The following is a 26,530-nucleotide window of genomic DNA, read 5'->3' as shown; positions in this document are numbered from 1 at the left end:
CAGGTAACAAACCCTCGCTGGGGCCTCGTCCATTCTCCGGCCGGCAGCACTCGGCGCACGCTCCCGTTCTCCGGCCCATCGGGGCCCCGCGCCGCGCGACTGCCGCGCCGTTCCCGATCATAGCGGAGGACGTCGCGGAGACACCGTCCCCAGCGACGCCTCGCGCCCAGACAACCGCGCCCCCGCGTCTGACGCCCGCGGACCTGCAGGACGCCGTGGCTCCCCTCGCGCACGGCGCGCCACCGATTGATCAGGCGTCGCCGGCGACCCAGCAGCCCTCGATCCTTCGCGTCGGCGATCTCCGAGGTGAGTCCCCGGCCCAGACCGCTGACGCCGAGCCGCGCACCAGCGACTTCGCGTGGCCGTCCGCGCCGGCTGACGAGCCGGAGCGCTCGCTGCCCCAGATCGCCGCGGCGGACGTCGATGTGTTCGCCTCGATCGACAACGAGCCGCCGATCGTCGAAGCCATCGAGATTGTGCCGTTCACGAGCGAACCCGAGGCGTGGGTGCAGGACGAGGAAGGCGCAAGGCCGCGCGCGGCGGAGGCAGACGACGCAAGCGAAGCCTCGTCGGCGTCCGCATCGGACGTCGCGTACGACGCAGGTGCCTGGGTCCCGGCAGAGCGCCTGGACGAGTCCGAGACGCCGGCTCCCTCAGCCGAGCACGAGGCCAGCGAGCACGCAGTTCCGGCGACGGTGGACCTCAGCGATGGGCCGGATGCTCTGATGCCGCCGGTCGGTCATGCGGCCAGCGAGCCCGCGGTGTCGGTAGTGCTGGACCTCAGCGATGGACCTGACGCTCTGATGCCGCCGGCCGAGCATGTGGCCGGAGAACCCGTGGTGTCAGACTTGCTGGACCGCAGTGATGGGGCGGAAGTGTCGATGCCGCCATCCGAGGGCGAAGCCAGTGAGACTGACGTGTCGGCGACCTCGGACCTGAGCAGCGGGCCGGAAGCGCTGACGGCGCCGGCCGACCGCGTTGCCCGCGAGCTCGATGCAGCCTGGAGCGACATGAATGAACACGAGCCCGTCCTTGAGGAGCGCGCACCCGAGGTGTCGGCGGCAGCGGGAGCGACGGACGGCGGGTTCGCGATCGAATGGAGTGGGCCGAGTGACGAAGTTGCTGCGAGTGAGCCGTCGTCGGGCTCCAACGACGCGGACCACGCCGACTGGTCCGCGGAGGCGCCTGACGAGTCGTGGTGGCCCGCGCCCCCCGACGCCAACGCTCCGGCGCGCGCGGCGAATATCCCTTCGTACCCCGAAGGGGTCCCGCGCTCGGCAGCAATGGATGGGCTGGCCGGGCTCGAGGCGCTGGTGCAGGAGACCCAGGGGGCGGAGCGCGCCGTGATGGTGCTGGAGGCAGTAGCGCGCATGATCCGGTCGCGCGAGATTGTCGTCTCCGTTGGTGCCGGGGCGACCGCCGAAGCGGTTCTTGCGTCGATCCTGGCATCGTTGCTCTCGCACCCATCGTAGCGACGCCAGGCGGCACGTGCAGATTGTCCACCTCGAAATTGCCGGCCACGTCCAAGGGGTCGGCTTTCGACATTTTGTCAGGCAGCACGCCTCGCGTCTTGGGATCGCGGGGTGGGTGCGCAACCTGTCGAGCGGCAACCTGGAGTGCACGGCAGCCGGTTCGCCGGTGGCCATCGAGGAGTTCGTGGGGATCCTCCGGCAGGGACCGCCCGAGGCGGTGGTGAAGCAGGTCATCACGCTCACGCCGCCCCACAATCCGGAGCTGCCGATGCCGTTTACCATCCTGAAGTAGTCGGATGAGCCAGAGCCTCACCGCCACGCTGGGCGCGCGCATCCGGACCGTGCCGGACTTCCCGCGCCCGGGGATCCAGTTCAAGGACATTACGCCGCTGCTGGCGGATCCCGAGTCATTCGCGACCGCGTGCGCCGCGATGGCTGAGGTCTGGAGCGGAGCAGGCGTTACGCACGTCGCCGCCGTGGAGAGTCGCGGTTTCCTGCTCGGCGGGCCCATCGCCCTCGCGCTCGGCGCTGGGCTGATCCCCGTTCGCAAGCCTGGCAAGCTGCCCGCCCAGCGGACACGTGAGGACTATGCTCTTGAGTACGGCACCGATGCGCTGGAGGTCCATAGTGACGCGCTGCGTGCCGGTGATCGCGTGCTCATCGTGGACGACGTACTGGCGACGGGCGGGACGGCAGCGGCCACGTGTCGGTTGGTCGAACGACTCGGCGCAACGGTCCTCGGGTGCGGGTTCCTGATCGAACTCGCATTCCTCAATGGGCGTTCGCAGCTGCCGACGCGCATCGAGCGCGTACTGGCGTACTAGCAAATCCCGCGTGGTGACGTGGCCGCGACGTCGCGCTGACGGGTTCTGCCAGGCGTCCCGTTAGATTGACGTGGATCGCCCCTGTAGCTCAGATGGATAGAGCAGCGGTTTCCTAAACCGTTGGTCGCAGGTTCGACTCCTGTCAGGGGCACTGGAGCGTGGAAACGCGACACGGGCGGTCTCCCTCAGGGAGACCGCCCGTGTCGCACTTCGCCATGGCGCGTCAGGCGCTGCGCTTGGCGTAGATGTCCTTCTCGAGCTTGAGGCGAAGCTTCTTGGCCTCGGCCAGCGCCTCGGCGCGCTTGCGTCCCTTGGCGGGCACGTAGAAGCGCTTCTGCTTGCCGGGCTCCGGATTGATCGACACGATGAACGCCTGATGGCGCTTGTCCCACTGCACGCCCGTGACCCCGAACTTGTTTCGACGCGAGCGCACCACGACGCGGCCCGTGGCCGGCTTGCCGAGAGCCTTCTCCGTCTTGTCCCGCCACACCACCGCATCCGCAAACGCCTTCTTCCTGCCACCGTGTTTGTTGTCCGAGAACCACTTTCGATGGGTCTTGCCCTCGAACGTGACCTGGACCAACCAGCCGTGGTTGTGCTTCTCCGGCTGGTCGATGCGTGAGATGCCTTTGCGTCTGATCATGGGAGTGGGTTGAGGGTGAGGGGCGCCCAAAGGATAGTGCGCGCGCACGAGTTCACCAAGGTCGGACTTCCAACAAACGACGCGCATCGCCATCTTTGTACGCTCCGGTGGCAGCCTTGCTCGCCCCATAACGAGTCCCTGAGCCCGCGCGAGTGGCGTGTCGCTCGCTCCCTGTAGGTATTTCCATGACGAGTCCCACGCAGACCGGTGGCCTTGACCTCGATGACGCGGGTGCCACGGCCCTCGAATGGGCAAAGACCCACAGCCGCCAGCTGGGGATCGGGGTGATCGTGGTGGCGGCTTTGGCCGGGGTCTTGTGGGTGGTCCGTTCCCAGCAGGAAGGGAATGAGCTGACGGCGTCACGGCAGTTGGTGGCGGCGCAGCGCAGCGTTGGGGCAGGCAACCTTCCGCTGGCAGCAGCTGACCTCCGAAAGCTCGTCGACCGCTACGGCTCCACGCGCGCCGGTCGCGAGGCACAGGTGCTCCTGGCGCAGGTCGAACTGCAGCAGGGCAAGACCGCGGACGCGCTCAAGGTGCTCGACGAAATGGGCTCCGGTGGCGCGCAGGCAGGATCGATGCACGCGCTTCGAGCGGCGGCGCTGGAGCAGACCGGCAAGCCTGCCGAGGCTGCCGCGGAGTACCTCAAGGCTTCGGCCGCGACGTCGCTGTCCGGCGAGGCAGAGAGCCTCAGGGCCGACGCCGCGAGGGCGTACCTGGCCGCCGGCAAGAAGGACGAGGCCCTCAGGATCTGGAAGGACATGGCGGCGAACCCCGCATCCGTCCTGTACAGCGAGGCGCTCCTGCGAGTCGGTGAGCTGAGCGCGCAGGTCCAGAAGTAGGCACGTCGATCACACCGCGGGCCCTCCGGTTGGTGGGCCTTTTGCGTGTCAGGTTGAGCGACCGGGTCGAGCCCAGCTTGTCACGCCTCGTGACGTCCGCGCTTACCGCAAGCGCGAGCCTGGGGTTGCAGCGTGGCGATTTCGTGCGGCATCGCCCCAGCGGGCAAAGGCAGCCCTCGGCCGAGATCGGCACGGTGGGTAGGGCCGGGGAGCTGGGACGCCAGGCGCCGTCGACCAAGAGCCCTGGCGAACGACGGATAATATGTGTTATGTAAAGTACGAGTCGACACTCGTGTGGAAACCCACACAGGCATCCGACTTAGCGCCCTTCGACCGCGTCCCCCACCGCCTGAGCGAACACGTCGAGCAGGAGCCGGACGTGTTCTGGCTTGGTGGTCATCGGCGGGCGCAGTTTGATCACGTTCGCGGCCGGACCGTCGGTCCCGAGCAGTACGCCCAGTTCCCGGCAGCGATCCACCACGGCCGCCGCCAGGTCCGTTGCGGGCGCCTTGGAGCGCGGGTCTGTCACGAGCTCGGCGCCCAGGAATAGTCCCCGGCCTCGCACGTCTCCGATCAGCGGGTAGCGGCCCGCCAGCGCCCTCAGGCCAGCCTCGATCTCCTCGCCCCGAGCCTTGGCATTCTCCGGCAGGCGCTCGTCGCGCAGAACGCCAAGGACGGCCAATGCCGCGGCGCAGGACACGGGGTTGCCGCCGAACGTGTTGAAGTACTCGGGCCCGCTCGCAAAGCTGGCAGCAACCTCAGGCGTGGTCACTACCGCGCCCATGGGGTGCCCGTTCGCGATGGGTTTGCCCATGGTGACGATGTCGGGCACGAGCCCGTGCTCTTCGAATGCCCACATCGCGGTCCCGACGCGCCCAAACCCCACCTGGACCTCATCGAGTACGCAAAGCCCACCGGCACGCCGAAGCGCGGCAAAGGCTTGCTGAAAAAAGCCGCCGGGAACCACGATCTGACCCGCGCAGCTCGGGATCGTCTCCGCAAACAGCGCCCCGGGTAAGACGCCGCCCTCGATCACCCGCTCGACCGCCCGCGCGTAGCACACGCCGATATCGGCCACCGGCCAGTCCGCCGGGGCCCGGTAAGGATCGGGCACCGGCACCTCGTGAACGTGCGACGGTCGCCCTCCCCCTCCGCGCTGCTTGTATTTGTACGGCGACATCTCGACCAGCGACGTCGTGGAACCGTGATAGGCCTGATCCAGGACCAGCACGTCGCGGCGGCCCGTGTGCGCACGAACCATCCGCAGCGCCAGTTCGTTGGCCTCGCTTCCCGAACACGTCAGGAAGCAGACGGAAAGCGGCGCCGGGAGGCTCCTGGTGAGCGCTTCCGCGTACTCAAGGATGCGCTCGTGGAGGTACCGCGTGTTGGTGTTCAGCTGCGCGGCCTGCTCCGCGATGGCCGCGGTCACACGCGGGTGCGCATGACCGACGTGCGCGACGTTGTTGTAGCAGTCGAGGTAGTGGCGGCCGCGGCTGTCGACGAGCCACACGTCGTGGCCGCGGACGATGTGCAGCGGCCGTCGGTACGACAGCGAGAGATTCCGACCGAGGATCCGTTCGCGCCGGGCCAGAAGCGCGCGGTCACCGGGAGGGCCCAGCGTGAGCGCCTCCGGTGGGACTCCCGCAAGCAGCGTTGGATCCGGATACAGCGACCGCCACACCTCGCCAAGTTCCGGCTCCCCGACCCCGACGATCGACTCCGGATCGGTTTCCCCTGAGCAACAGAGCTGCAGATGGAGGTGCGGCACCCAGCCACCGTTCTCGTGGCTGGCGCCAAGGCGCGCGATCATGGCACCGGTCGGGATGCTGTCGCCCGGCCGCCAATGGGCAATCGACGACGGTGCCAGATGCCCCCAGAGCGTTCGAAAGGCGACCCCGGTCTCCGTGCGGTGCTCGACCAGCAGCACGCCGCCATAGTCCTGCGGGCGTTGGCAATCCGCCGTTGCGAGCACCACACCGTCGATCGGCGCGTACAGGGCCGCTCCGGCGTCGACAAACACGTCCAGGCCGAGATGGACCGAGCGTCGAGCGCCATCGAGCAGTCGCGAGGCGAACGCGTCGGCGGCGTACGTCGCGCGATGTTCCCCCCAGGCGCCGATGCCAACGTCAAACGCACCCGTGGTCGCGGCCTGCGCATAGGCGGCATCCGCGCCCGCAAGGTCGCCGCGCACGGTCGCGGACACGACGGGGTCGGTCGGGTCGCCCCAGTCCAGGCGCTGCAGCCGATGCCGGGCCAATGGTGCGCCAAGGATCGGCGCGAACGTCTGGGCCTTGGCCGCAATCCATCGTTGGATTTCCTGACCACCCGATGCCGGCTCGAGCCCGCACGCGTGGCGAAGCATCGCGCGCGCATGATGCTCGTTGACGCCGTCGAGGAACGCGAGCAGCTCCCAGGCCGGCGCCTCGGACACGTACCAGTAGGTGTTCCCCTCCCCGGATTGCGCGCGTCGGGCGGCAGCGAGGCACAGGCTGGTGACGAGTCGGGCCCGAATGAGGTCGAGCAGGAGGTCGGCTTCGGCTGGCTCCACGGCAAGTTGTGCGCAGAACCCGACCACCACGTCCTGTGCGGCGGCGAGCGGCGATCGCGCGCCGAGCATGGCATAGGTCGCGGCGATGGCCAGTTCCCCGATCTGCGCCGAGAACACGGCGTCGCCAACATCAATGATGCCAGCGATGCGCGATGGGTCATCCGGAGCGACCAGGACGTTCCAGTCGTTGAGGTCGCCGTGGATCACCCCGTGCCTGAGTTCCGGCAGCCGGGGCGCCACGCGTCGCTCGAAGGTGTCGAGCAACTTTGCGAGACGCGCGCGCCTCGTCGCGTCTGTGACATGAACCAGCCGCGACCGGTTATCGAGCGTTCTGGCAAGGTCCCACGCGAAGGCGCGGTGCGCGCCGGCGTGTCCGAAGCTCCGCAGCGCGCGTGACAGCCGACCGGCGGCATCGCCAACCTGCCGCAGTTGCGCCCCTGACCTGGACGCCTCGGCCAGCGGGACGCCGTCGAGCCACGACACGAGCCGCAGCCGATACGCGGCGTCACGCACGGCGATCGACACGATCGGGTCACCGTTGAGGGCCGGCGCGACCCTCGGCATGGCGAGCGAGGGATCGACGCGAGCCACATGGGCGAGCAGCGCGGCCTGCATGGCGAACGCCGCGTCTTCGTCCGGGTGCGCCACCTTGGCCACCCAGCTTCGTCCATTCGGCTCGACGACGCGGAAGTTCTGGTCCCGTTCGCTCGGGAGCGGCGTCAGGGCCCCGCGCACGCCGTAGTGGCGATCCAGCATGGTGGCGACCATCGCCGCATCGAGCGCGGGCACCACGGGAGCCTCGATCGAACGCACGTCAGCCCGGAACGAGGTCCCTGAGCAACCCGGTGTAGACGATCCGACCCTCGCCGCGAAGGACAGGCACGCGTCCGGGCGTCGCGCTGGCAAACACGTCGCAGCCGCTCACCGTGCGCAGGGCGATACCACCTTCGGCGGCGTGCCAGGCGTTGAGGAGCGCCACCGTAGCCACGGTTCCCGTCCCGCAGGCCAGCGTCTCCTCTTCGACGCCCCGCTCGTAGGTCCGCATCCGCCAGCGATCGGCGGCCTCGCGCGAAACAAAGTTCGCATTCGCACCTGCCGCGAGTTGCGGCAGGTGCCGCAGGGCGCGCCCACGCTCCGCGACATTCACCCGCGTGACGTCGTCACACAGCACGACGAGGTGCGGCACGCCGACGCGAGCGTACCCGATCCGCTGTTCGCCGGGCGCGAGTGGCGTCTCGAAGGAAATGGCGAGCTCCGTCACGGGCACCATGTCGATCTCCGGCTCTCCGCCGGCAAAACGCGCCGTGACGGGACCGGACGGCGTCTCGAACGAGAAGTCGTGCACGCCGGCCATGCCGAGTTCACGCGCCAGGCTGGCGCTGCACAACGCCGCGTTGCCACACATCTCGGCGAGCGATCCGTCGCGGTTGTAGTACCGCATGCCGAACGCACGCGATGGATGCGTGTCGATCAGCACGATACCGTCGGCGCCGGCCCCCCGGCGCCGGTCGCATAGCGCGCTGATGACATCTGAGCGCACGAGATCTTCATGCGCTCCCGTGCGATTGTCGAAGAACAGGAAGTCGTTCCCGGAGCCCGTCATCTTCCAGAAGGGACGGCCGGCGATCTTCGGGGGGGCGGAGGTCGTCATTTCGCCTGGATCGCGGCGTCTGCGCTCCCCGCGGCGCGCGGACGGCTGAGGCGACCGGTGAGCCCCCACCACCTGAGGCGCCACACCATCCAGATCGCTTCACGCACGATCTTCTTCGACATCTTGCTCTCGCCCTCCGTGCGGTCCACAAAGACGATCGGGATCTCGACGATGCGGAAGCCGAGTTGCCAGGCGCGGAAGGACATCTCGATCTGGAACGCGTAGCCGTTCGAGCGCACGTCGTCGAGGTCGATGGCCTCGAGCACACGCCGACGAAAGCACTTGAACCCGCCGGTCGCATCAAAGAGCGACAGTCCGGTGACAAACCGCGCGTAGATGTTGGCCGCGTAACTCAGGATGAGTCGCCCCATCGGCCAGTTGACGACCGTGACCTTCCCGTCGCGATAACGGGACCCGAGTACCAGGTCCGCATCCCGGATGCTCTCGAGGAACTGCGGGAGGTGCGACGGATCGTGCGAGAAGTCGGCGTCCATCTCGAACACGTAGTCATAGCCGCGCTCGAGCGCCCACTTGAAGCCGGCGACATAGGCCGTCCCAAGGCCCAGCTTCCGGGCACGACTCAGCAGGTGCACCCGCGTGTCCACCGCGGCGCGTTCATCCACGAGCGCGCCCGTGCCATCGGGCGATCCGTCGTCGACGACCAGCACCTCGAGCCGCGGATCCTGCGCGAGGGTCGCGTCGATGAGTCGGATGATGTTGTCCCGTTCGTTGTACGTCGGGACGATGACGAGCCCCTTCTCAGCCACGCGACGCTCTCCTTCTGGTCGCGATCGTGCCAACGGCCCACGCGACGAGCGAGACGATCACCGCGATCCATGTCAGCATGCGTCCGGTCGCGTATGGGCCGTTCACGAACGTGAGCTCCACCTTGCGCGCACCTTCTGGCAGTGCCACACCGATGAGCGAGACATCGGCAATGCCCGTGGTCGCCGGCTTCCCGTCAACGGTGGCCTGCCAACCCGGATAGTAGTTCTCGGAGACCACGAGCGCTGAACCGGCCGGGGCCGCACGGTCGAGCTCGATGGTCGCCGACCCTGGAAGGTAGCGAGTGACCCGCGCCTGGATGCCAAGGGGCTCCGGGAGCGCCTCCAGCGACGTCCCGGTGACGTTGGCGGATGAGTCGAACAGCGCCGCCCGCCGCACGTCGAAGCGCGGATCGAGCACGGCGCGCGCGGCCGCCGCCTCGTTCGCGCGCACGATCACCGGCGTCACCCACGCATACGACGACGCGCCCGGCACCTCGTGGACAAACACGTCGTTGCCAGCGAGATCCTTCACCGGGCCAAGCACACGCTTCGCGCCTTCGATCGGCAAGTCGGCTTCGTCGCTCACGAAATAGCGCACGTTGGCCAGCCGCCAGAAGTTCGGATTGGCGCGATTCTGGTACGCGGGCGCCTCGCCGATCAGCAGATCGTACTTGCCGATGTGATTCCCGTGATACCCCATCACGACGGGGATCCGGTGGGCCATCAGGCCGGCAAAGCGCAGGTCGTCGAGGTAGATGTCGTTGTAGTTCCCGCGCTGCGGCGGCAGCGCGATCACCCGGAACGGGCCGGGTTGCTTCTGCAGGAAATCGATCAGGGGATCGGTCGCGAACAGCTCCGAGGCCGGGGGCGTGAACACGAAGTACTGGCGAACCACGGTCCAGAGGTCGGCACCAACGAGCACGACCAGGAGCGCGCCGGCCAGGTCTCGCGACAGCCGACGCGTGCCCGTGAGGAGCGCGGCGGCGCAGGCAAGCACCACGAACAGCATCATCCGCACGGCGCCAGCCTTGAGGGCGGGTTCGGCGGCGAGGATGCGCTCAGCGAGTTCGGGAACGGTGCGATTCAGGGCGCTGTTGGAGAGCATCCCCGACGCACCCGCGAGCCCGAGGCACATCAGGATGCCGCCCAGTCCAAGCACCACGCCCCGTCGAACGGAGCCGCGCAGCAGTCGCTCTGCGCCAAAGGCGGCCAGCGTCGCGAACGAGAACGCCACGATGTACAGCATGGTGCTCGGCGCACGAAAGAACTTCGTGCCGGGCACGAGCGCGTACACGAGACGATAAAAGGGCGTATTGCCGCCGAGTGCCCAGAGCAGCGACACGACGAGCGTCCCGGTGAGGAACCAGACCAGGCGTCGGTGCGCCGACGCACCCCAACCGCCAAATGCGCACGCGGCGAGAATGAGGACGGCGACGCCGACGTATTCAGAGTGGAGGTGGATCCCGTTGCGGCCCCAGTAGTCGAGCAGGATGCCGGAGAACTGCGGCAATGCGAAGTTCAGCATCTCCTCGGGCGGCAGCGAAAACGAGGTCGCGGCCTCGTACCCGCCCGCGATTCCCCCCGAGCGTGGCGACCAGGGCGTGTACCCGATCACCGGGTAGAACTGGATCGCGCCGATGAGCATGCCGACGGCGATGGCGCCGAAGGCGAAGCCGAGCCTCGTCAGGCCGGCGCGCGGCGTCGGGCGCTCGTCATCGACGTCGCTGGCCCAGCCACGCCACGTGAACAGGACGAAGGCCCCCGTCAGCAGGAGCATGTATTGCAGCAGCTGCGGGTGCGGCGACAGCACCGTCAGGCCGACGACAATGGCGAGCGGGCCCCAGGCCCAGTGCTTCCCGTCGCGCATCCCGCGCAGGACCAGCAGGAGGGCCAACGGCAGGAGCGTCGCGACGAAGATCTTGCCGTCGTGTCCTGGCGAGACCAGCCCGGCGATGTTGCCGGCCATCTGGTACGCCACCGCGCCCACGAGGGCCGGGAAGAACGAGAGGCGGCACGCCCGGAGAAAAGCGTAGGTGAAACAACCGGCGAGGAACAGGTGGATGACGAGGCCCCATGTCATCCCGGGTCCCGTACCAATCAGCAGGCGGAGCAGCGCCGTGGGGTAGAACGTGTCGCCGTGCATCGCGTCGACGAACGGCAGACCGCCCCACAGATAGGGGTTCCATTGCGGGATCGCCCCGTGGTCGAGCCAGTACTGCCGCGCGAAATCACGGAAGGCAAAGCCGGCCTTGAACTGATCCGACCACATCGGGAGCAGGAGCTTGCCTCCCAGGGCGGGCCATGAAAGGCTGAGCGCCGCGACCAGACATGTGAGCGTGGCCCACACGCCCGCCAACGGGGGCACGTGGGGCGCTGGCGCCGTGGTCGTTGCCTTGTCCTGCCTGCTGTCGGCCGATTTCGTCATGTGGGAGGGTCGAATCCGGACGCGCGGAGCCACGGCGAGCGCGAAGCGACGAAATGTAGCCGCCGCGCCGCGACCGGGTGAAGGCAAATGGGACGCTCGGGCTCCGCGACGGCGACCGTCGTGGCGGGAACCGGCCTAACGTTGGACGACGCGCCGGTACAGTTCGGCGTAGCGCCGCGCGGCCGATTCCGGGGCGAAGAGGGCGAGGGCCTGCATGCGGCCCCCCTTCCCCATCGCGGCACGCCGCGCGGGATCCGCGAGCAGGGCGTCGAGCGCGCTGCCCAGCGCCCGGACATCACCGGCCGGCACCAACACACCGGTCTCGCCGTCACGCACGGTGTCGGTGGTCCCTCCGGAGGCGTAGGCCACGACCGGTGTTTCGCAGAGTTGCGCCTCGACGGCCACGAGTCCCAGTCCTTCCCCGATGGACGGGACCACCAGCGCCGTCGCCGCACGATACAGCGCGGGCAACTCGGTCTGTGGCCGGGCGCCGAGCCAGCGGATCCTGGCGGCCACGCCTAACGACTCGGCGCGCGCGAGGAGGGCGGAGCGATCCGGGCCGTCCCCGACGACGTCCAGCGTCACGGAGGTCCGCAACGACGCCAGGGCCTCCACGAGGTCACCGATGCCCTTCTGCGCATTCAGCCGCCCGACAAACAGCAGCCGGTGCTCCTCGCGCTCACCCCCGGGGGAAAAGAGCGTCGTCGAAACGGGCATCGGCGCCACCAGCGGCTCGACCTCGGGCATCATGGCGCGCACCTCGTCCCCCAGCCATCGCGATACCGTGGTCACGGCAGCGGAGTGGCGCATGACGTGGCGAAAGAGCGGCTGGGCAAACGCCCTGGAACGCGCGAGACGGACATCCGTGCCATGCATGGTCGTCACCATCGGCACGTGCCCCATCGAGGCCACCCAACTCCCCACGAGGCCACCGGGGAACCACCAGTGGGCATGCACGAGATCCGGTGCAAACTCGCGGCGGATGCGCGTGGCCGCGGCGAACTCGGCGCCGAGGAACCCCACCAGGGCGAACCGCGCACTCCAGGACCGCTGGACCTCGGTCGCCATGTTGCCGGTGTACGCGAGGTTTTCGTAGCGGCGTGGCGCGTACCGGAAGCGATCGACGGGAATGCCGTCGAAGACATCGTGCGCCGGGACATCGTCACCCGACGGCGCCACGACCCGGACCTGCACGCCCTCGGCGCGCAGCGCCACGGCGAGGTGCCACAGGAAGGATCCCGCAGCGTCGCCCGGCACCCTGGGATAGGAGTGCGTGATGAAGAGGACGTTCACGCCCTATTCGCGGGGAGGTGCGTGCAGGTCGTCGGTCACGCGGCGCAGCTCGCGCACCTGCGCGCGCAAGCCGGCGACCTGTTCACCGAGCAGGCCGGCCACAAAGAAAATGGAACCGAGCACGAGGCTGGTCTGGATGATGGTCCAGACCGAACGGGTGCCCACCCCCGTCAACGCCAGGCGAGCCAGAGCCGCGACACCGGCCAGGACACCGAGCGCAAAGAGCGCGGCGCCCAGCATGCCAAAGAGCAGCAGCGGTTTCTGCGAGAATCGCAGCTCGAACCACACCGAAAGCATGTCCAGCACGCCCACCGGGATGCGACCGATGCCGAACTTGGACTTGCCGGCATTCCGCGGGTAGAGCGGAACAGGAATCTCCGTGACGGTAAAGCCCTGCGCGGCGGCCAGCACGATCATGTAGCGGTGCCAGTCCGGCCGGACCGGCAGCGTCTCCATGATCTCGCGGCGATACGCCTTGACGCTGTTCAGATCCTTCACCCGCACGTCGAACAATGTCCGCGAGAGCAGGTTGTAGATTCGCGAGACGAACGCCTTCTCGTACTTCCCTTCCTTGAAGCCCGTGACCATGTCGGCCTGTCCGGCGAGGATCGGCGCGACGAGCCGTGGAATGTCTTCCGGCTTGAACTGGAGGTCGGCCGGATAGAACACCATCACGGCGCCGCGCGCGTTCAGGAAGCCCGTACGCAGCGCGTCGGCAATGCCGCGTCGACTCCGATGGCGCACGGCGCGCAGGAACGGGTACCTGGCGCGCAGCTGCTCGAGCACGACCCACGAGTCGTCGACAGAACCATCGTCGACCACGATGACCTCATAGCGCACGCCATCGCGGCCCAGCACTTCCGCCGCCTGTGCCATGAAGATCGGGAGGTTCTCGGCTTCATCCTTGGCCGGGACCAGCACCGACACCTGCACGGGCGCCGGGGCGCCCGGTCGACGGGGCGGAGCGGACGCCAGCTCGCTCTCGTGCGTCAGCGGCGCCGGCGCATCGACCGTTGCGGCCCGGGCATCGACCGGTGCCACGCGTGAGCCGTGACCTTCCGTGCGCTCGCGCACTCAGACGCGCTTCCGCATGCGTGCCGACAGCACGCCAAGCTGGTCGCGGTACTTGGCCACGGTACGCCGGGCGATGTGCACGCCGCCGTCACGCAGGATGTTCACGATGGCCTGGTCGGTGAGCGGATTCCTTGGGTCTTCGCTGGACACCAGCTTCTCGATCTGGTCGCGAATGCCGCGCGCCGAGACGTCTTCGCCGCCGGTGGTCGACAGGCCCGACGAGAAGAAGAACTTGAGCGGCAGCACGCCGCGCGGCGTCTGCACGAACTTCTCGTTGGTCACGCGGCTCACGGTGCTCTCGTGCATACCGATCACGTCGGCCACCTCACGCAGGGTGAGGGGCTTGAGGGCGCGCACACCCTTCTCGAAGTAGTCCCGCTGCCGTTCGACGATGTAGTTCATGACCTTGAGCATCGTCTGCCGGCGCTGCTCGATGGCCTGGATCATCCAGTTCGCCGAGTTGAGCTTGGTCGAGATGAACTCCTTGTTCTCGCCGTCAAACTTCTTCTTGTCGCGGGCAATCTCCTGGTAGGCCCGGGACAGCTTGAGCCGCGGCAGGTTGGCGTCGTTGACGAAGACGTGGTACGCGCCATCGATCTTCTCGACGACGAGATCGGGCACGATGTAGCCGTCGTTGCCGGCCGAATAGCGCAGCCCGGGCTTTGGGTCGAGCTTGGCGATCTCGTCGGCCGCACGCTGGACGTCGGCTGGGCTGATCCCGAACCGCTTGGAGATCTCGCTCCACCGGTGGGCGATCAGTTCCTCGAAGGCGTCCCGAACGAGGCGGTACTGGAGCGAGTCTTCCTGTCGCGCATCGGCGAGTTGCAGCAGGAGGCATTCGCGCAGATCCCGCGCCCCGACCCCTGAGGGATCGAGCCGCTGGACCACTTCGAGCATGGCCTGCATCTCCTCCGCCGTGTAGAAGGGCAGCTCGCCCTCGAACCCTTCTTTTTCGGCGGCGCGCGCCACGACCTCGTTGATACTGCCCTGGATCTCCTCGAGCGCGCAGGTGAGGTACCCGTCTTCGTTGACGTTCCCGACGAACTCGTCGGCGAGGAGCAGTTCGCGCGGGGTGAGTTCGAGCAGCGAGATCTGGTCCTTGAGGTGGTCGCTCAGGTCACGGGTCTCGACGGAGACCGGTTCGAAGTACTCGCGCTCCTCGTGCTCCTCACGTGGCCCGTCCGACGCGAATCCGTCGAGGAGGATCTCCTCCCAGTCGACGGTCTCGTTCTTCTGCGACTCGAGTTCCGGGGTCGCCGACTCGGGTTCGGAGAGATCGACCGGACCTTCGTCGTTCTCCGTGGTCGTGTCCTCTTCCTCGCCTTCTTCTTCCTCGGGCTCGATCATCTCGAGGAAGGGGTTCACCAGCAGCTCCTGCTTGAGGTGCTGCTGGAGGTCGAGGAGGGGCATGTAGAGCAGGTCCATCGCCTGGTACAGGCGTGGATTGATCTTGAGCTCCTGCCGGAGTGAGGCACTCTGGCCGAGCCCTGCCCTCATCGGACGGCGTCCTCGGTGGCGAAGCGCTCGCGAAGCCGCGCCGTCAGCGTGGGCCCGAGGTAGATGCGCGACACTTCCTCGTCAAAGACGAGTTCGCGCACGGTCCCGGAGACCTTGACCTGGCCATCGAACATGATGTACGCGCGGTCCACGATATCGAGCGTCTGTTCCACGTTGTGATCGCTGATGAGCACCCCGATCCCCCGATGCCGAAGCCCGGCGACGATGGACTGGATATCGTGCACCGCGATCGGATCGACCCCGGCAAAGGGTTCGTCCAGCATCATGAACTTCGGCGACGACACCAGCGCTCGCGTGATCTCGAGCCGGCGCCGCTCTCCGCCGGACAGGGCGTATGCCCGGCTCTGACGAAGATGCTTGATCCGCAGTTCATCCAGCAGTCCCTCTAACCGAGCTCGACGCTCGTCCCGGGTGAGAGGCAACGTTTCGAGAATCGCCAGCAGGTTGTCCTCGACCGTCAGTTTCCGGAAGATCGACGGCTCCTGCGAAAGATAGCCGATGCCCAGCCGCGCTCGTCGATACATCGGCATGCGCGTGATATCGACACCGTCCATGTGGATGGTCCCTTCGAGCGGCGGGATCAGGCCGACGATCATGTAGAACGTGGTCGTCTTTCCCGCGCCGTTGGGGCCCAGGAGTCCAACGATCTCGCCCTGCTGCAATCGAAAGGCGACATCGTTCACCACGCGCCGACGACGATACACCTTCACCAGCCCTCGCGCCTCGATCACGGAGCCGGAGGGTGCCGGGATCGCGTCGCTCCCGCGCGGCGTCGGCGGGGCGAGGACGGCATGTTCACCCGTGCGACGAAGCGTCTCGGCGACGTCGCCTCGCTGGGGCGCAATGGCCGCCCAAACCGCCGGCGACAGACGCAGCGGCTGGCCCATGGTGCCCGGGGCGCCGTCGGCGGGGAACTCGACGAGGACGAGCGCGACGAGCCGGGGCACCACCGACTTCGCGAGGAACGCGCTCACCTCATCGAGGCTGAGCCTGGCAGCCTCCTGGTCGGCATCCTGACCACGTGAGCGCACCGAGGCGAGGTAGTCTTCGCGGAACCGGATCGCGACGTCATGGAGCGCGGCATACCCATCGGGATCGGCGGCGGTAATGATCGCGTGCAGGCCGAACGCGAGCGACCGATCACCACCGACGAGCTGTTCGATCCGGGCCCGGATCTCATCCGGGAGCTGACCAGCGTTCATTCGGGGTTGCCGGGGCTTGGGGGGCGCCGCGCCGCAGTCGGCGTGGCTGGAGGGCGCCTGGTGGTCGGCCGGCGCCGCCCTCGGGGATCGGGCGGGAGCGTGTCGACGGGCGCCGCTTCGAGGAACACGCCGGCCACCGAATCCACCACGGTTACCGTACTCACATCCTGGGCCTTGAAGTCGACGGTGATGCGTCGGCCCCGGACATAGTTGATGCCCGGCTTCTCCCGGTCGCCGTCGTTGGCCGGGATCTGATAGAACGAACTGGCATTTCCGTCGGCCACCAGGTCGATGATGCGCGGCTGCGCGGTGGTGTCTCGGACGACAGAGTCGAAGTGGGCGACGATCGCCGCGCCACGCAACCAGTCGCGTTCCTTCGTGGCGATCTTCGTCGAGTCCGGGTCGCTGTCCGCGTACGCGTCTCCGATCGCGTGCAGCTCACGAATGCGCTGACTCGGCATGTGCACGTCGAGCGAATCCGCGACGATCCGGCGATCGCGCGTCACTGCCACCGCGCGCCCAGGCCCAAAGGCGTACGCCCGCTGCAACTTGTTGTCGTTCACCCTGAGATCGAGCGTCTGAGCGGTAAGCGTCAGGTCCTTGTTCACGGCCTTCGCCGAGTCCACCGAGAGCACGCGGTCGACGCGGCGCGTACGCCCAAAGATGTCGATGACCTTGCCGGTGAGCGTAAACGGCTGCGAGCCCTTGCTCTCGACGATCGGTTCCTTGAGCAGTCGCGAGTACTGCCGGACGTTGTCGAGCACCGCCGAGTCGCTCCGTGCGGCGAGGTCGGCGCGGTCGAGCTCGACGCGACCGTGGGCGACGAACAGTGTTTCTCCCTCCCCGATGATGTTGTCGGCGACCAGGCGCACGGGTTCGCGTTGCCGGCGTCCGAGTGAATCGGTCTCGTACATTCGCAGCGTGGGGCGCGCCGTGGCGTGGATGCGGCTCGCCGGTCGCACGCCCCGAACCGCGCGCCAGTACTCGGCGCGTGGTCCGGTCATCGACGACGAATCGCGCATCGTGACCACCACGTTGCCCTCAGCGAGCAGGCGCTCGTCGGCCTGGAAGTACGTGAGACGATCCGCGTCGAGCGAGACGCGATCCTCGCGGTACTTCACGCGGCCGATAAGGTAGTACAGACGGTTCTGCTCGTAGCTCTCGGCGGAGTCGGAGGTGATGTGGATGTTCTGGCGTCGACAGACGCCGACGAACCCGCCGCCGATGTAGCTGGTGTACTTCTGCGAGATGGGGTCCTTCACCGACTGCAGGCGCGTCTCCGGGGTATTCTCGAAGTCCAGGGTACAGCGCTGGGCCGGTCGGTCCGGCGTGGCCGGGCGCGCCACCGAGTCGATGTGGGGCGGCAGGACCACGGGCACCATGGGCAGTGAGTCCTCCTTCGCGCGCGCTGCCGTGTCCGGCGCCGGAACGGGGAGTGTCGGGATGGCCGGCGCGGGCAGGTGGGCGGCGCCGCCCCGGCTGCAGGCCGCGGCGAACAACACGACGAATGCCGCGACCAGCCGCTGCCGTGTCATCGACGCGGAATGGTGACCTGGTGGCCCGTGGACTGCGCGCCCTTGAGGACGCGCACGGAGTTCAGGTCGGGATCGCTGATGAAGCCAATGCCGCGCGTGATGCGCCCGGTCTTCTCGGTGAGGACGAACGCGCTGTCGGAGGAGATTTCGTTGCGCGTCGGGTCGAAGCGCAGGTGCGGCGAGGTCAGCGTCCGCCCGTCGGTCGATTTCACCACGACGTCGCCCCGGGCCTCCATGCTGCCGATCCGCGTGTTGTACGTGCCCTGTTGCGACGTAAGGGTGGCGTTCTGGGCGCCCTGCGCCGTGAAGAACGTGGCGTTCACCTTTCGCAACTCGGTGCGTGTGTTCTCCTCGTAGGTGAGCGCGGTATCGGCGCGGACCTCAGCGCGCCGCAGGCCGGCATCGGTCACGAAGAAGTGCACGCCGAACATCACCTGATCGGCGGAGTCGGCCGCCGTGGCCGCGGGCGCGGCCTGGGGCACGCCGGCATCACGACAGGCGACCGGGCCGCAGAGGGCCATGGCGAGGAGGATGCCTCGGTGAGGTAGGGTCATGCCACTCCGGCTCGCATGAGGTCGTGCAAGTGGACGACTCCCACCACGAGCCCGTCCTGGTCGACGACCGGCATCGCCATGATGCCGGATTGCTCCATCCGGTACACCACGGCGGAGGCAAGTTCCTCGGCGTGCGCCACGCGCGGAGACCGTGTCATCACCTCGCCGATCGCCCCTCCGAACGGATCATCGACGGCCTGCATGTGCCGCGTGAGATCGCCCGCCGTGAAGACGCCGGCGACCCGCCGTCCGCCTTCCACCACGACAACGATGCCGCGTCGCCTGGCGAGCAGCACGACCGCCTCGCGGATCGGCGTGGCCGCGTCGGCCAGCGGCAGGTCGTGGCGCTCCATGACGGCATGCACGCGCATCAGGAGCTTGCGGCCCAGCGCACCCCCGGGGTGCAGGCGGGCAAAGTCCTCGCGACGGAACCCCTTCTGGTCGAGGATCACGACGGCGAGCGCGTCACCTAACGCGAGCGCGGCGGTGGTGCTGGTCGTCGGCGCCAGGTCGTGGGGACAGGCTTCTTCGCGCACCCACGCGTCCAGCGCCGCGTCGCACTCGAGACCGAGCGTCGAGTCGGTGTTGGAGGTGAGGGCGATGGTGCGGGTGCCGAACCGTTTGAGGTGTGCCAGGAGCGTGAGGATCTCCTCGCTCTCTCCGCTCTTGGACAGCAGGATCGCGACGTCGTCGCCGTCCACGATGCCGAGGTCGCCGTGCAGGGATTCGGTCGGGTGCAGGAAGGTCGTGGGCGTGCCGGTCGAGGTGAGCGTCGCGGCGATCTTGCGGGCGATGATGCCCGACTTGCCGACTCCGCTCACGATCACCCGGCCATGGGCTGCCGTGATCAGCTCGACCGCCCGAACGAAGGAGGGGCCGATCCTGCGCTCCACCTCGACGAGCGCCTCGGTCTCCATGGCGAGGACGCGGCGGCCCAGCGCGATGATGTCATCTGGCGTCACGCGGGCACCTCGCGCGCGCGACTCTCCACCCAGCCCCCGGCGAGCACATCCCACACGCCTCGGGCGCGCAGGAGTGCTTCGCAGAACTCGCGGACCGCGCCATCACCCCCGTTGCGCTGCAACACGAACCGCGCGGCCTCGAGCCCGTCGGCCGACGCGTTGGCCACCACGACCGGCAGACCCACGACGCGCATCGGGCCGACATCGGGGAGGTCGTCACCGACAAACGCCACATCGGCCAGGGCGATCCCATGCTCACCAGCGATGCGCTGCAGGGCCGGCAGCTTGCGCGCGTGGACATCCTGCACGACGGCGTCGACGCCCAGTTCGGCAGCACGCAGCGCCACGCTCTCGGACACGCGCCCGGTGATGATGGCGACCTTGATCCCCGCGCGCTGCAGCAACTTCATCCCGAGGCCATCCTGAATGTGATATCGCTTGAACTCGAGGCGCTGCCCCTGCACGTCGCCGAGGTAGACCCCTCCGTCAGTCAACACGCCGTCGACATCGAAGGCGACGAGCCTGATGCGCTGGGCAAGGTCGCGGCCCTCTGGCGTCGCGCCGATCGTGGCAAACAGGGCCGGTGACGTCACGCGCGCGCCGCCTGCCACACCGCCACCATGCGTCGGAGCAGCCCCTCGAGCTGATCGAGCGGGAGCATGTTGGCGCCATCGCTCGGCGCGCGCGCTGGGTCGGGATGGGTTTCGAGGAAGATGCCATCGACGCCCGCCGCGGCGGCGGCGAGCACCAGCGTCGGGATATGTTCGCGCAGGCCACCGCTCGCCCCCCCCTGTCCCCTTCCCGGCTGCTGCACCGAGTGCGTGCCGTCGAAGATCACGGGGTGGCCCGTGGACTCGCGAAGGCGGGCAAACGCGCGAACGTCGACGACGAGGTCGCCGTAGCCGAAGAAGGTGCCCCGCTCCGTCACGGCGATCGGTGAGGAACGCGGATCGTCGGCCCGGGTGTGCCCGGCGGCGCGCCGTGCGCCCTCCACCTTGTCGACTGCGCCAGACATCCCTTCGGGATGCATCCATTGCCCCTTCTTGACGTTCACCGCACGGCCCGTGGCGCCCGCGGCCTCCAGCAGGTCAGTCTGCCGACACAGAAAGGCGGGGATCTGCAGGTAGTCGACGACCTCCGCGGCCGCGGCGCACTGCTCCGGCAGGTGCACGTCGGTCAGGAGCGGCAAACCGGTGGCCGCACGAACGCGCGCGAGACTCGCCAGGCCCGCGTCCATCCCGGGTCCGCGAGCGGCGGCGGCATTCGATCGGTTGGCCTTGTCGAACGACGCCTTGAAGATGACGCCTCCGGGCAGCAGCGGGGCGAGGCGCGCCAGCGCTTCGCCTACCTGGAGGTTCAGGGCATCGTCCTCGACCACGCACGGGCCGGCGATGAGGAACAGCGAGCCCCGCGGGAATCCCGGCGCCATCCGTCAGTCCGCAGCGTCCACGAGCACGTGCTCACCCGTGTGCGCGCGCGCCTTGCGCTGCCTGACCGCCGCGCCGATGAATGAAGCGAACAGCGGGTGTGGCCGCGTCGGGCGAGACTGCAGCTCGGGGTGGAACTGGCATCCGATGAACCACGGGTGCGACGCGTGCTCCACGATCTCCACCAGCGACTCGTCGGGTGAGAGGCCACTGAGACGGAGGCCGTGTTCGGCGAACTGGTCGCGATAGGCGTTGGAGACTTCGTAGCGATGGCGATGTCGCTCGCTGACCTCGCCGACGCCGTAGATCTCGGCCACCTTCGAGCCCTTCTGCAGGCAGCAGGGATAGGCGCCGAGCCGCATGGTGCCTCCGAGCTCCGTCACGTGCTTTTGCTCCTCGAGCAGGGCGATCACCGGGTGCGCACACGCCGGCTCGAACTCGCTCGAATGCGATTCGGCAAGGCCCAGGACGTGGCGCGCGAACTCGATGATGGCCACCTGCATGCCCAGGCAAATGCCGAAGAATGGCAGGCGAGTCTCTCGCGCGGCGCGGATCGCCTCGACCATGCCTTCGACTCCGCGCACGCCAAAACCGCCGGGAACCAGCAGCCCGTGGAATCCGGACAGGATCTCCCGCGCCCGTTCGGGTGAGGTGAAGTCATCGCTCGACGTCCAGACCATTTCCACGCCGACGTCGTTGGCGATGCCGCCGTGGATCAGGGCCTCCTGCACGCTCTTGTAGCTGTCGATGTACTGCGTGTACTTGCCGACGACCGCGATGCGCACCTTGTCGCGCGGATGGACGACCCGGTTGACGATGACCTCCCACTGGCTGAGGTCGGGTTGACGGCCGGTGAGGTCGAGGCGCTGCATCACGCGCTCATCGAGCCCCTGCTCGTGGAACGCGAGCGGGATCTGGTAGATCGTGGGCACGTCGACGCTCTCGATGACGTTCCCGAACTCCACGTTGCAGAAGAGCGCGATCTTGCGCTTCACGTCTTCGGACAGCGGCTGCTCCGCGCGGCAGATGAGGACGTCGGGCTGGATACCGATCTCCATCAGCTCGCGCACCGAATGCTGCGTCGGCTTGGTCTTCACCTCGCCCGCAGCCGCGATGTAGGGCACGAGCGTCAGGTGAATGAACAGCGTGTTCTGCTTGCCGACCTCCTGCCGGAACTGACGGATCGCCTCGAGAAACGGCAGCGACTCGATATCGCCGACCGTGCCCCCGATCTCGACGATCACCACGTCGTTCCCGGGTGCCATGCGCTTGATGTGCGACTTGATCTCGTCGGTGATGTGCGGGATCACCTGCACCGTCGATCCCAGGTACTCCCCGCGCCGTTCCTTGGTGATCACGTTGAGGTAGATGCGCCCCGTCGTGACGTTGTTGAGCTGTGACAGCGACCGATCGATGAACCGCTCGTAGTGCCCGAGGTCGAGGTCGGTCTCGGCGCCGTCGTCGGTCACGAACACCTCACCGTGCTGGAACGGCGACATCGTGCCGGGATCGACGTTGAGGTAGGGGTCGAACTTCATGATCGACACCCGCTGGCCGCGCTCGACCAGCAACCGACCGAGCGACGCGGCGGCAATGCCCTTGCCGAGCGACGAAACCACGCCGCCGGTCACGAAGATGAAGCGCGTCACCTGGGTTGCGCTTTGAGCGTTCTGCATCAGGGCCGTCCAGCGTAGAGGTCTGTCCAGCGCGCGTTCGCGCGCTCGAGATCGTCTTCGGTATCAATGCCGCCGGCTGGCAGCGGATCCACCAGCGCGACGCCCATGGCCAGACCGCCGGCCAGCGCGCGCAACTGTTCGAGCCGTTCGACGCGCTCCAGCGGGTGCGGCGGGAGCGCGACCCACGCGAACAGCGCCTCCCGACGGCACGCATAGACGCCCACGTGCTGACGGATGAGCCGCTCCTGTTCCATGACGTCAACCGCGTCGCGACACCAGGGAATCGGCGCCCGCGAAAAATACAACGCACGCCCATCGGAGGCGCATACGACCTTCACGACGCCAGGGTCGCGAAGGACCGCCGGGGGCGCGAGCGTGGCCGCGGTGCCGAGCGGAAATCCCCGCTCCCGCACCATCTCCACAGCGCCGCGCAACGCGTCGGCCGTCACGAACGGCTCGTCGCCTTGCACGTTGAGAAGCACCTCGAAGTCGCGATACTCCGGGCGCCGAGCCACCTCGGCCATGCGGTCCGTCCCGGAGGGATGGTCCCCGCGCGTCAGGACCGCCGTACCCCCCGCCGAGCGAACCACGGCCTCGATGTCTGTGCTGTCGGTGGCCACCACGACCGCATCCGCCACACCGAGCGAGACGACTCGCCCGAGCACCCGGTTGATCAGGGGGACGCCAGCGATGAGCCGGAGCGGCTTGCGTGGGAGGCGCGTGGCCCCGAGCCTGGCTGGAATGACCGCCAGGACCTTCAAGGGCCTCCGTCCGCGTGCAGGTTCGTGAAAGGCACGCCCGTCAAGTTAGCCCCGATCTGCGGGGATTCAAAGAGCGCCAGGGCGAGCGCGCCTGGAGGGCACGAGCGGTCGCAGCGCCGCAGGGTGCGGCCGCGGTACGCATTGCATGTGACGGCGGTCGGCAGCGGCTCACGTTCCGGCGAACGCGAGCGCGCGCGGAGCGTGGCGACGCGGGGCGCTACCCAACCGGTTGATCGGTACGCCAGCGCCGGAATCGACGCCTACCCTCGCGGATGATAGGTCCGGTGCACGCTGCGCAGGTACTCGCGATTGATGTGCGTGTACACTTGCGTGGTCGAGATGTCGGCGTGCCCCAGCATCTCCTGCACGGCGCGCAGGTCGGCGCCCCCTTCGAGGAGGTGCGTGGCGAACGAGTGTCGCAAGGTGTGCGGAGAGACGTGCTTCTCGATGCCCGCACGCTCCACCGCGCGACGGAGCACGTCCCACGCCCCCATCCGTGAGAGCGGACGCCCCCGCGCATTGAGGAACAGCACGCCCTTCCCCTCGCCGCGTTCGAGGCGCGGCCGGAGTTCGCGCAGGTAGATCGAGACGGCCGCCACCGCGCTCCGGCCGATCGGTACGAGTCGCTCCTTCGAGCCCTTGCCCATGATCCGGACGACGTCGTTGTCGAACAGCAGATCACGGACCTGGATGCCGATCCATTCGGAGACCCGCAGTCCGGCGCCGTACGCCAGTTCCAGCATGGCCTTGTCACGGAAGTACAGCGCGTGTCCCTGGGGCACGGCGGCGATGAGCCGGTCGACCTCGTCACTCGTCAGCACGTCGGGGAGTTCGCGCGCGGGGCGCGGCAACTCGATCCGGTCGCTCGGGTCACTCGTGACCGCCCCTTCCCCCAGCAGAAACCGGAAGTAGGTGCGCACAGCGGACACGTTGCGTCGAATGCTCAGCGTACCCAGCCCGATGTCCTTGAGGTGCCAGACCCACGTGCGCAACTGCGCGGGTGTGAGCGCGACAGGCGCCCTCACGCCTTGCGTCAGCGCGTAGACGGTGAGCCGCTGGACGTCGCGGCCGTAGGCTTCGCGCGTTCGTGGCGAAGCGCCCTGCTCGAGCGAGAGCCAGTCGTCGAACCGTTCGAGCGCCCACGCCAGGGCGATGTCGTCAGGCAGCGGGGCGGCGGACACGGCGACGACGCCACCAGATGGCGCCTCCGAGGAGGGCAAAGCCCAGCGCGGCCGCAGCGGCGCTCCACGAACCAAAGCTCGCGACCGAGGTCCGCAGCAACTCCCAGTTGGTCCCGGCGCGCGTGGCCAGCAGCGTGATCGCGCCGTACCAGATCCCCGACGCGGCTCCCATCGCCAGGTGCGCGCGTATGGCCGGTACGCGCAGGGCGCCCGCCACCGGGGGGACGACCGCGCGCACGCCAGGGACAAACCGCGAAAGGAAGAGCGCAAACGTGCCGTACTTTCGATAGGCGAGCTGGAGTCGCCGATCCGCGCTCCCCGTGGCATCGAGGTGGTATCGCGCCTCGATGCGGGCCGCGCCGAAACGCCGGCCCAGCGTATACATCAGCGCCACGCCCGCCATGTTCCCGAGCCACACGGCAAGGAACGCAGGGACCGACGAATGTCCGGCCCGGGCCGCGATGAAGGCGCCAAAGGCCACGAGCACGTCGGCCGGGATCGGCGGAAAGAGATTCTCCACCGCGGACAGGGCAGCCATGAGCGAGAGCAACGCGCCCTGCGGTTGCGCCGCGAGCCAGGTGAGGGCGGCATCGAGGCTGCCCATCGCGTCAGGCGATGGTGGCGATGGCGATGCAGGCAAGGCCCTCGCCGCGACCCACGAATCCCATGCCTTCGTTCGTCTTTCCCTTGACGCTCACCATGTCGACACCGACGCCCAGCGTGGCGGCGAGCCGCGCGCGGATCGCGTCCCGATGCGGGCCGATCTTTGGCCGTTCCGAAATCACGGTGACGTCCACGTTGATCACCCGGTGTCCCCGGGCACGCAGCCGATCGAGAGCGAGCGCCAGCATCTCGATCGAATCGCGGCCACGGTTGGCCGGGTCGGTGTCCGGGAACATCGACCCGATGTCGCCGAGCGACGCCGCGCCGAGCAGCGCGTCGGTCACGGCGTGGCAAATGGCGTCGGCGTCGGAGTGCCCGCTCAGCCGCAGGTCACCGGGGATATCCACGCCCCCGAGGCGCATCGGGCCCCCGGCCGCGAAGCGATGCGAGTCGTACCCGATCCCGGTGCGGTAGCTCATGACGCCGCGGCGTTCAGGCAGCGGCCGGGTGGTCGATCGGGATGATGGAGTAGTCCTGACGGCGGCGGGCCGGCGTGAAGCCGGCGTCGCGAATCAGCCGTTCGAGCTCCTCCGTGGTGGTGCGGTGGGTCGTGTTGGCGGCGCTGACTACATTCTCCTCGATCATCAACGATCCGAAGTCGTTGCAGCCGAACCGGAGTGCCAACTGCCCGATCTTCATGCCCATCGTCACCCAGCTGGCCTGCAGATTGGGCACATTGTCCAGCACGATGCGGGAGAGGGCAACGGTCCGCAGGTAGTCCACCGCGGTCGTCTTGGGCTGGTGGGAGAACGCGGGCGTGTTCTCGGGCTGCAACGGCCAGGTAATGAACGCGGTGAAGCCGCCGGTCCGGGCCTGCAGTTCTCGCACGCGCTGCAGGTGCTCGATGCGCTCGGCCAGTGTCTCGCCCAGTCCGTACATCATCGTGACGGAGGTCTTCATGCCCTCACGATGCGCCAGCTCCATGATCTCGAGCCATCGGTCGGCGCCGGCCTTGCCCGGCGCGGCGTAATCGCGCACGCGTTGCACCAGGATCTCGCCGCCACCACCCGGGATCGAGTCAAGCCCGGCCTTCCGCAGCTCCCTGATGATCTCGGCCGCATCCATCCGGAAGACCTGCGAGAAGAAGTCGACCTCGCTCGGCGAAAAGCCGTGAATGTGGATCGGGTGGTTGGCCTTGATGTAGCGCAGCAGATCCAGGTACCACTCGAACGGGATGTAGGGATTGTGCCCGCCCTGGATGAGGATCTGCACGCCGCCGAGCGCCTTGGTTTCTTCGATCTTCTGCCCGATCTCCTCGAAGGACAGCGTATACCCCTCGGCGTGTTTCGGGCGACGGTAGAAGGCGCAGAAGCCGCAGTCGGCGACGCAGACGTTGGTGTAGTTGATGTTGCGGTCGACGATGTAGGTGACCGTGGAGTGCGGGTGCCGGGCCTGGCGCGCGCGATCAGCCTCGAGTCCGAGTTCGAGGAGCGGAGCGTTCGCGTACAGGTCGAGGAGATCGCGGGACATGGCAGAGGGTCGCGGAACACCGGAAAGGTACAAGGCCGGGCGACC

General features: G+C 68.1%; 24 protein-coding genes and 1 tRNA gene. 5 read left to right on the top strand and 20 right to left on the bottom strand.

Annotation, left to right across the window (positions count from 1 at the left end; genetic code table 11):
- The first annotated feature begins 215 nt into the window (after positions 1 to 215).
- From IT361_17920 to IT361_17905, 4 genes are all read left to right on the top strand, one after another.
- Positions 216 to 1,472: a hypothetical protein gene (locus IT361_17920; GenBank protein ID MCC6319553.1), complete on the top strand. Its 1,257-nt coding sequence runs from the start codon at positions 216 to 218 to the stop codon at positions 1,470 to 1,472.
- A 16-nt stretch (positions 1,473 to 1,488) separates the two neighbouring features.
- Complete coding sequence (locus IT361_17915) at positions 1,489 to 1,764, top strand: acylphosphatase (protein MCC6319552.1); 276 nt, start codon at positions 1,489 to 1,491, stop codon at positions 1,762 to 1,764.
- Positions 1,765 to 1,768: 4 nt separating this feature from the next.
- A complete protein-coding gene (locus IT361_17910) occupies positions 1,769 to 2,296 on the top strand; it encodes an adenine phosphoribosyltransferase (protein ID MCC6319551.1) in 528 nt (175 codons plus the stop codon).
- Between the two features lie 77 nt (positions 2,297 to 2,373).
- Positions 2,374 to 2,447: transfer RNA gene (locus IT361_17905), tRNA-Arg, on the top strand.
- 72 nt (positions 2,448 to 2,519) lie between these two features.
- Here the strand turns inward: IT361_17905 and IT361_17900 are convergent.
- On the bottom strand, positions 2,520 to 2,939 hold the full coding sequence (locus IT361_17900; protein MCC6319550.1) for an AP2 domain-containing protein: 420 nt from the start codon (positions 2,937 to 2,939) through the stop codon (positions 2,520 to 2,522).
- Positions 2,940 to 3,124: 185 nt separating this feature from the next.
- Between IT361_17900 and IT361_17895 the strand changes: the two genes are divergently transcribed.
- Positions 3,125 to 3,778, top strand: a complete 654-nt coding sequence (locus IT361_17895) for a tetratricopeptide repeat protein (GenBank protein MCC6319549.1) — start codon at positions 3,125 to 3,127, stop codon at positions 3,776 to 3,778.
- 319 nt (positions 3,779 to 4,097) lie between these two features.
- On the opposite strand, the gene IT361_17890 is transcribed toward IT361_17895, so the two are convergent.
- From IT361_17890 to mqnC, 19 genes are all read right to left on the bottom strand, one after another.
- Positions 4,098 to 7,139: an aminotransferase class III-fold pyridoxal phosphate-dependent enzyme gene (locus IT361_17890; protein MCC6319548.1), complete on the bottom strand. Its 3,042-nt coding sequence runs from the start codon at positions 7,137 to 7,139 to the stop codon at positions 4,098 to 4,100.
- Position 7,140: 1 nt separating this feature from the next.
- A complete protein-coding gene (gene dapF / locus IT361_17885) occupies positions 7,141 to 7,977 on the bottom strand; it encodes a diaminopimelate epimerase (protein MCC6319547.1) in 837 nt (278 codons plus the stop codon).
- The gene (locus IT361_17880; protein ID MCC6319546.1) at positions 7,974 to 8,744 is read right to left on the bottom strand and encodes a polyprenol monophosphomannose synthase; all 771 of its coding nucleotides are present in this window, start codon (positions 8,742 to 8,744) and stop codon (positions 7,974 to 7,976) included. The genes dapF and IT361_17880 overlap by 4 nt, the downstream gene beginning before the upstream one ends.
- Complete coding sequence (locus IT361_17875) at positions 8,737 to 11,169, bottom strand: YfhO family protein (protein ID MCC6319545.1); 2,433 nt, start codon at positions 11,167 to 11,169, stop codon at positions 8,737 to 8,739. Before IT361_17875 ends, IT361_17880 begins: the two co-directional genes overlap by 8 nt.
- 135 nt (positions 11,170 to 11,304) lie before the next feature.
- Entirely contained in the window at positions 11,305 to 12,462 is a 1,158-nt protein-coding gene (locus tag IT361_17870; GenBank protein MCC6319544.1) for a glycosyltransferase, read from the bottom strand.
- Positions 12,463 to 12,465: 3 nt separating this feature from the next.
- The gene (locus tag IT361_17865; protein ID MCC6319543.1) at positions 12,466 to 13,536 is read right to left on the bottom strand and encodes a glycosyltransferase; all 1,071 of its coding nucleotides are present in this window, start codon (positions 13,534 to 13,536) and stop codon (positions 12,466 to 12,468) included.
- Complete coding sequence (rpoN, locus tag IT361_17860; GenBank protein MCC6319542.1) at positions 13,537 to 15,033, bottom strand: RNA polymerase factor sigma-54; 1,497 nt, start codon at positions 15,031 to 15,033, stop codon at positions 13,537 to 13,539.
- The gene (gene lptB / locus IT361_17855) at positions 15,030 to 15,941 is read right to left on the bottom strand and encodes an LPS export ABC transporter ATP-binding protein (protein MCC6319541.1); all 912 of its coding nucleotides are present in this window, start codon (positions 15,939 to 15,941) and stop codon (positions 15,030 to 15,032) included. The genes rpoN and lptB overlap by 4 nt, the downstream gene beginning before the upstream one ends.
- Positions 15,942 to 16,252: 311 nt before the next feature.
- Positions 16,253 to 17,791 carry a hypothetical protein gene (locus IT361_17850; protein MCC6319540.1) on the bottom strand — a complete coding sequence of 513 codons (1,539 nt, stop codon included), beginning with the start codon at positions 17,789 to 17,791 and terminating at the stop codon, positions 16,253 to 16,255.
- Positions 17,788 to 18,345: an LPS export ABC transporter periplasmic protein LptC gene (lptC, locus tag IT361_17845; GenBank protein ID MCC6319539.1), complete on the bottom strand. Its 558-nt coding sequence runs from the start codon at positions 18,343 to 18,345 to the stop codon at positions 17,788 to 17,790. The genes IT361_17850 and lptC overlap by 4 nt, the downstream gene beginning before the upstream one ends.
- Entirely contained in the window at positions 18,342 to 19,262 is a 921-nt protein-coding gene (locus IT361_17840; protein ID MCC6319538.1) for a KpsF/GutQ family sugar-phosphate isomerase, read from the bottom strand. The genes lptC and IT361_17840 overlap by 4 nt, the downstream gene beginning before the upstream one ends.
- Positions 19,263 to 19,303: 41 nt before the next feature.
- Positions 19,304 to 19,873 (bottom strand): HAD hydrolase family protein, encoded by a 570-nt coding sequence (locus IT361_17835; protein ID MCC6319537.1) that lies wholly within the window; start codon positions 19,871 to 19,873, stop codon positions 19,304 to 19,306.
- Between the two features lie 23 nt (positions 19,874 to 19,896).
- Complete coding sequence (gene kdsA, locus IT361_17830) at positions 19,897 to 20,736, bottom strand: 3-deoxy-8-phosphooctulonate synthase (GenBank protein ID MCC6319536.1); 840 nt, start codon at positions 20,734 to 20,736, stop codon at positions 19,897 to 19,899.
- 3 nt (positions 20,737 to 20,739) lie between these two features.
- A complete protein-coding gene (locus IT361_17825) occupies positions 20,740 to 22,383 on the bottom strand; it encodes a CTP synthase (GenBank protein ID MCC6319535.1) in 1,644 nt (547 codons plus the stop codon).
- A gap of 26 nt (positions 22,384 to 22,409) precedes the next feature.
- A complete protein-coding gene (kdsB, locus tag IT361_17820; protein ID MCC6319534.1) occupies positions 22,410 to 23,171 on the bottom strand; it encodes a 3-deoxy-manno-octulosonate cytidylyltransferase in 762 nt (253 codons plus the stop codon).
- A gap of 260 nt (positions 23,172 to 23,431) precedes the next feature.
- The gene (gene xerD / locus IT361_17815; GenBank protein MCC6319533.1) at positions 23,432 to 24,391 is read right to left on the bottom strand and encodes a site-specific tyrosine recombinase XerD; all 960 of its coding nucleotides are present in this window, start codon (positions 24,389 to 24,391) and stop codon (positions 23,432 to 23,434) included.
- Positions 24,330 to 24,956, bottom strand: a complete 627-nt coding sequence (locus tag IT361_17810) for a DedA family protein (GenBank protein MCC6319532.1) — start codon at positions 24,954 to 24,956, stop codon at positions 24,330 to 24,332. Before IT361_17810 ends, xerD begins: the two co-directional genes overlap by 62 nt.
- Before the next feature lie 4 nt (positions 24,957 to 24,960).
- Complete coding sequence (ispF, locus tag IT361_17805; protein MCC6319531.1) at positions 24,961 to 25,434, bottom strand: 2-C-methyl-D-erythritol 2,4-cyclodiphosphate synthase; 474 nt, start codon at positions 25,432 to 25,434, stop codon at positions 24,961 to 24,963.
- A gap of 13 nt (positions 25,435 to 25,447) precedes the next feature.
- Entirely contained in the window at positions 25,448 to 26,485 is a 1,038-nt protein-coding gene (gene mqnC, locus IT361_17800) for a dehypoxanthine futalosine cyclase (GenBank protein MCC6319530.1), read from the bottom strand.
- Positions 26,486 to 26,530 lie beyond the last annotated feature (45 nt).

Source organism: Gemmatimonadaceae bacterium (assembly GCA_020846935.1).
Classification (GTDB): domain Bacteria; phylum Gemmatimonadota; class Gemmatimonadetes; order Gemmatimonadales; family Gemmatimonadaceae; genus RBC101.
Note: the sequence above shows the minus strand (reverse complement) of the source record. Positions and strands in the feature narration are given on the sequence as shown.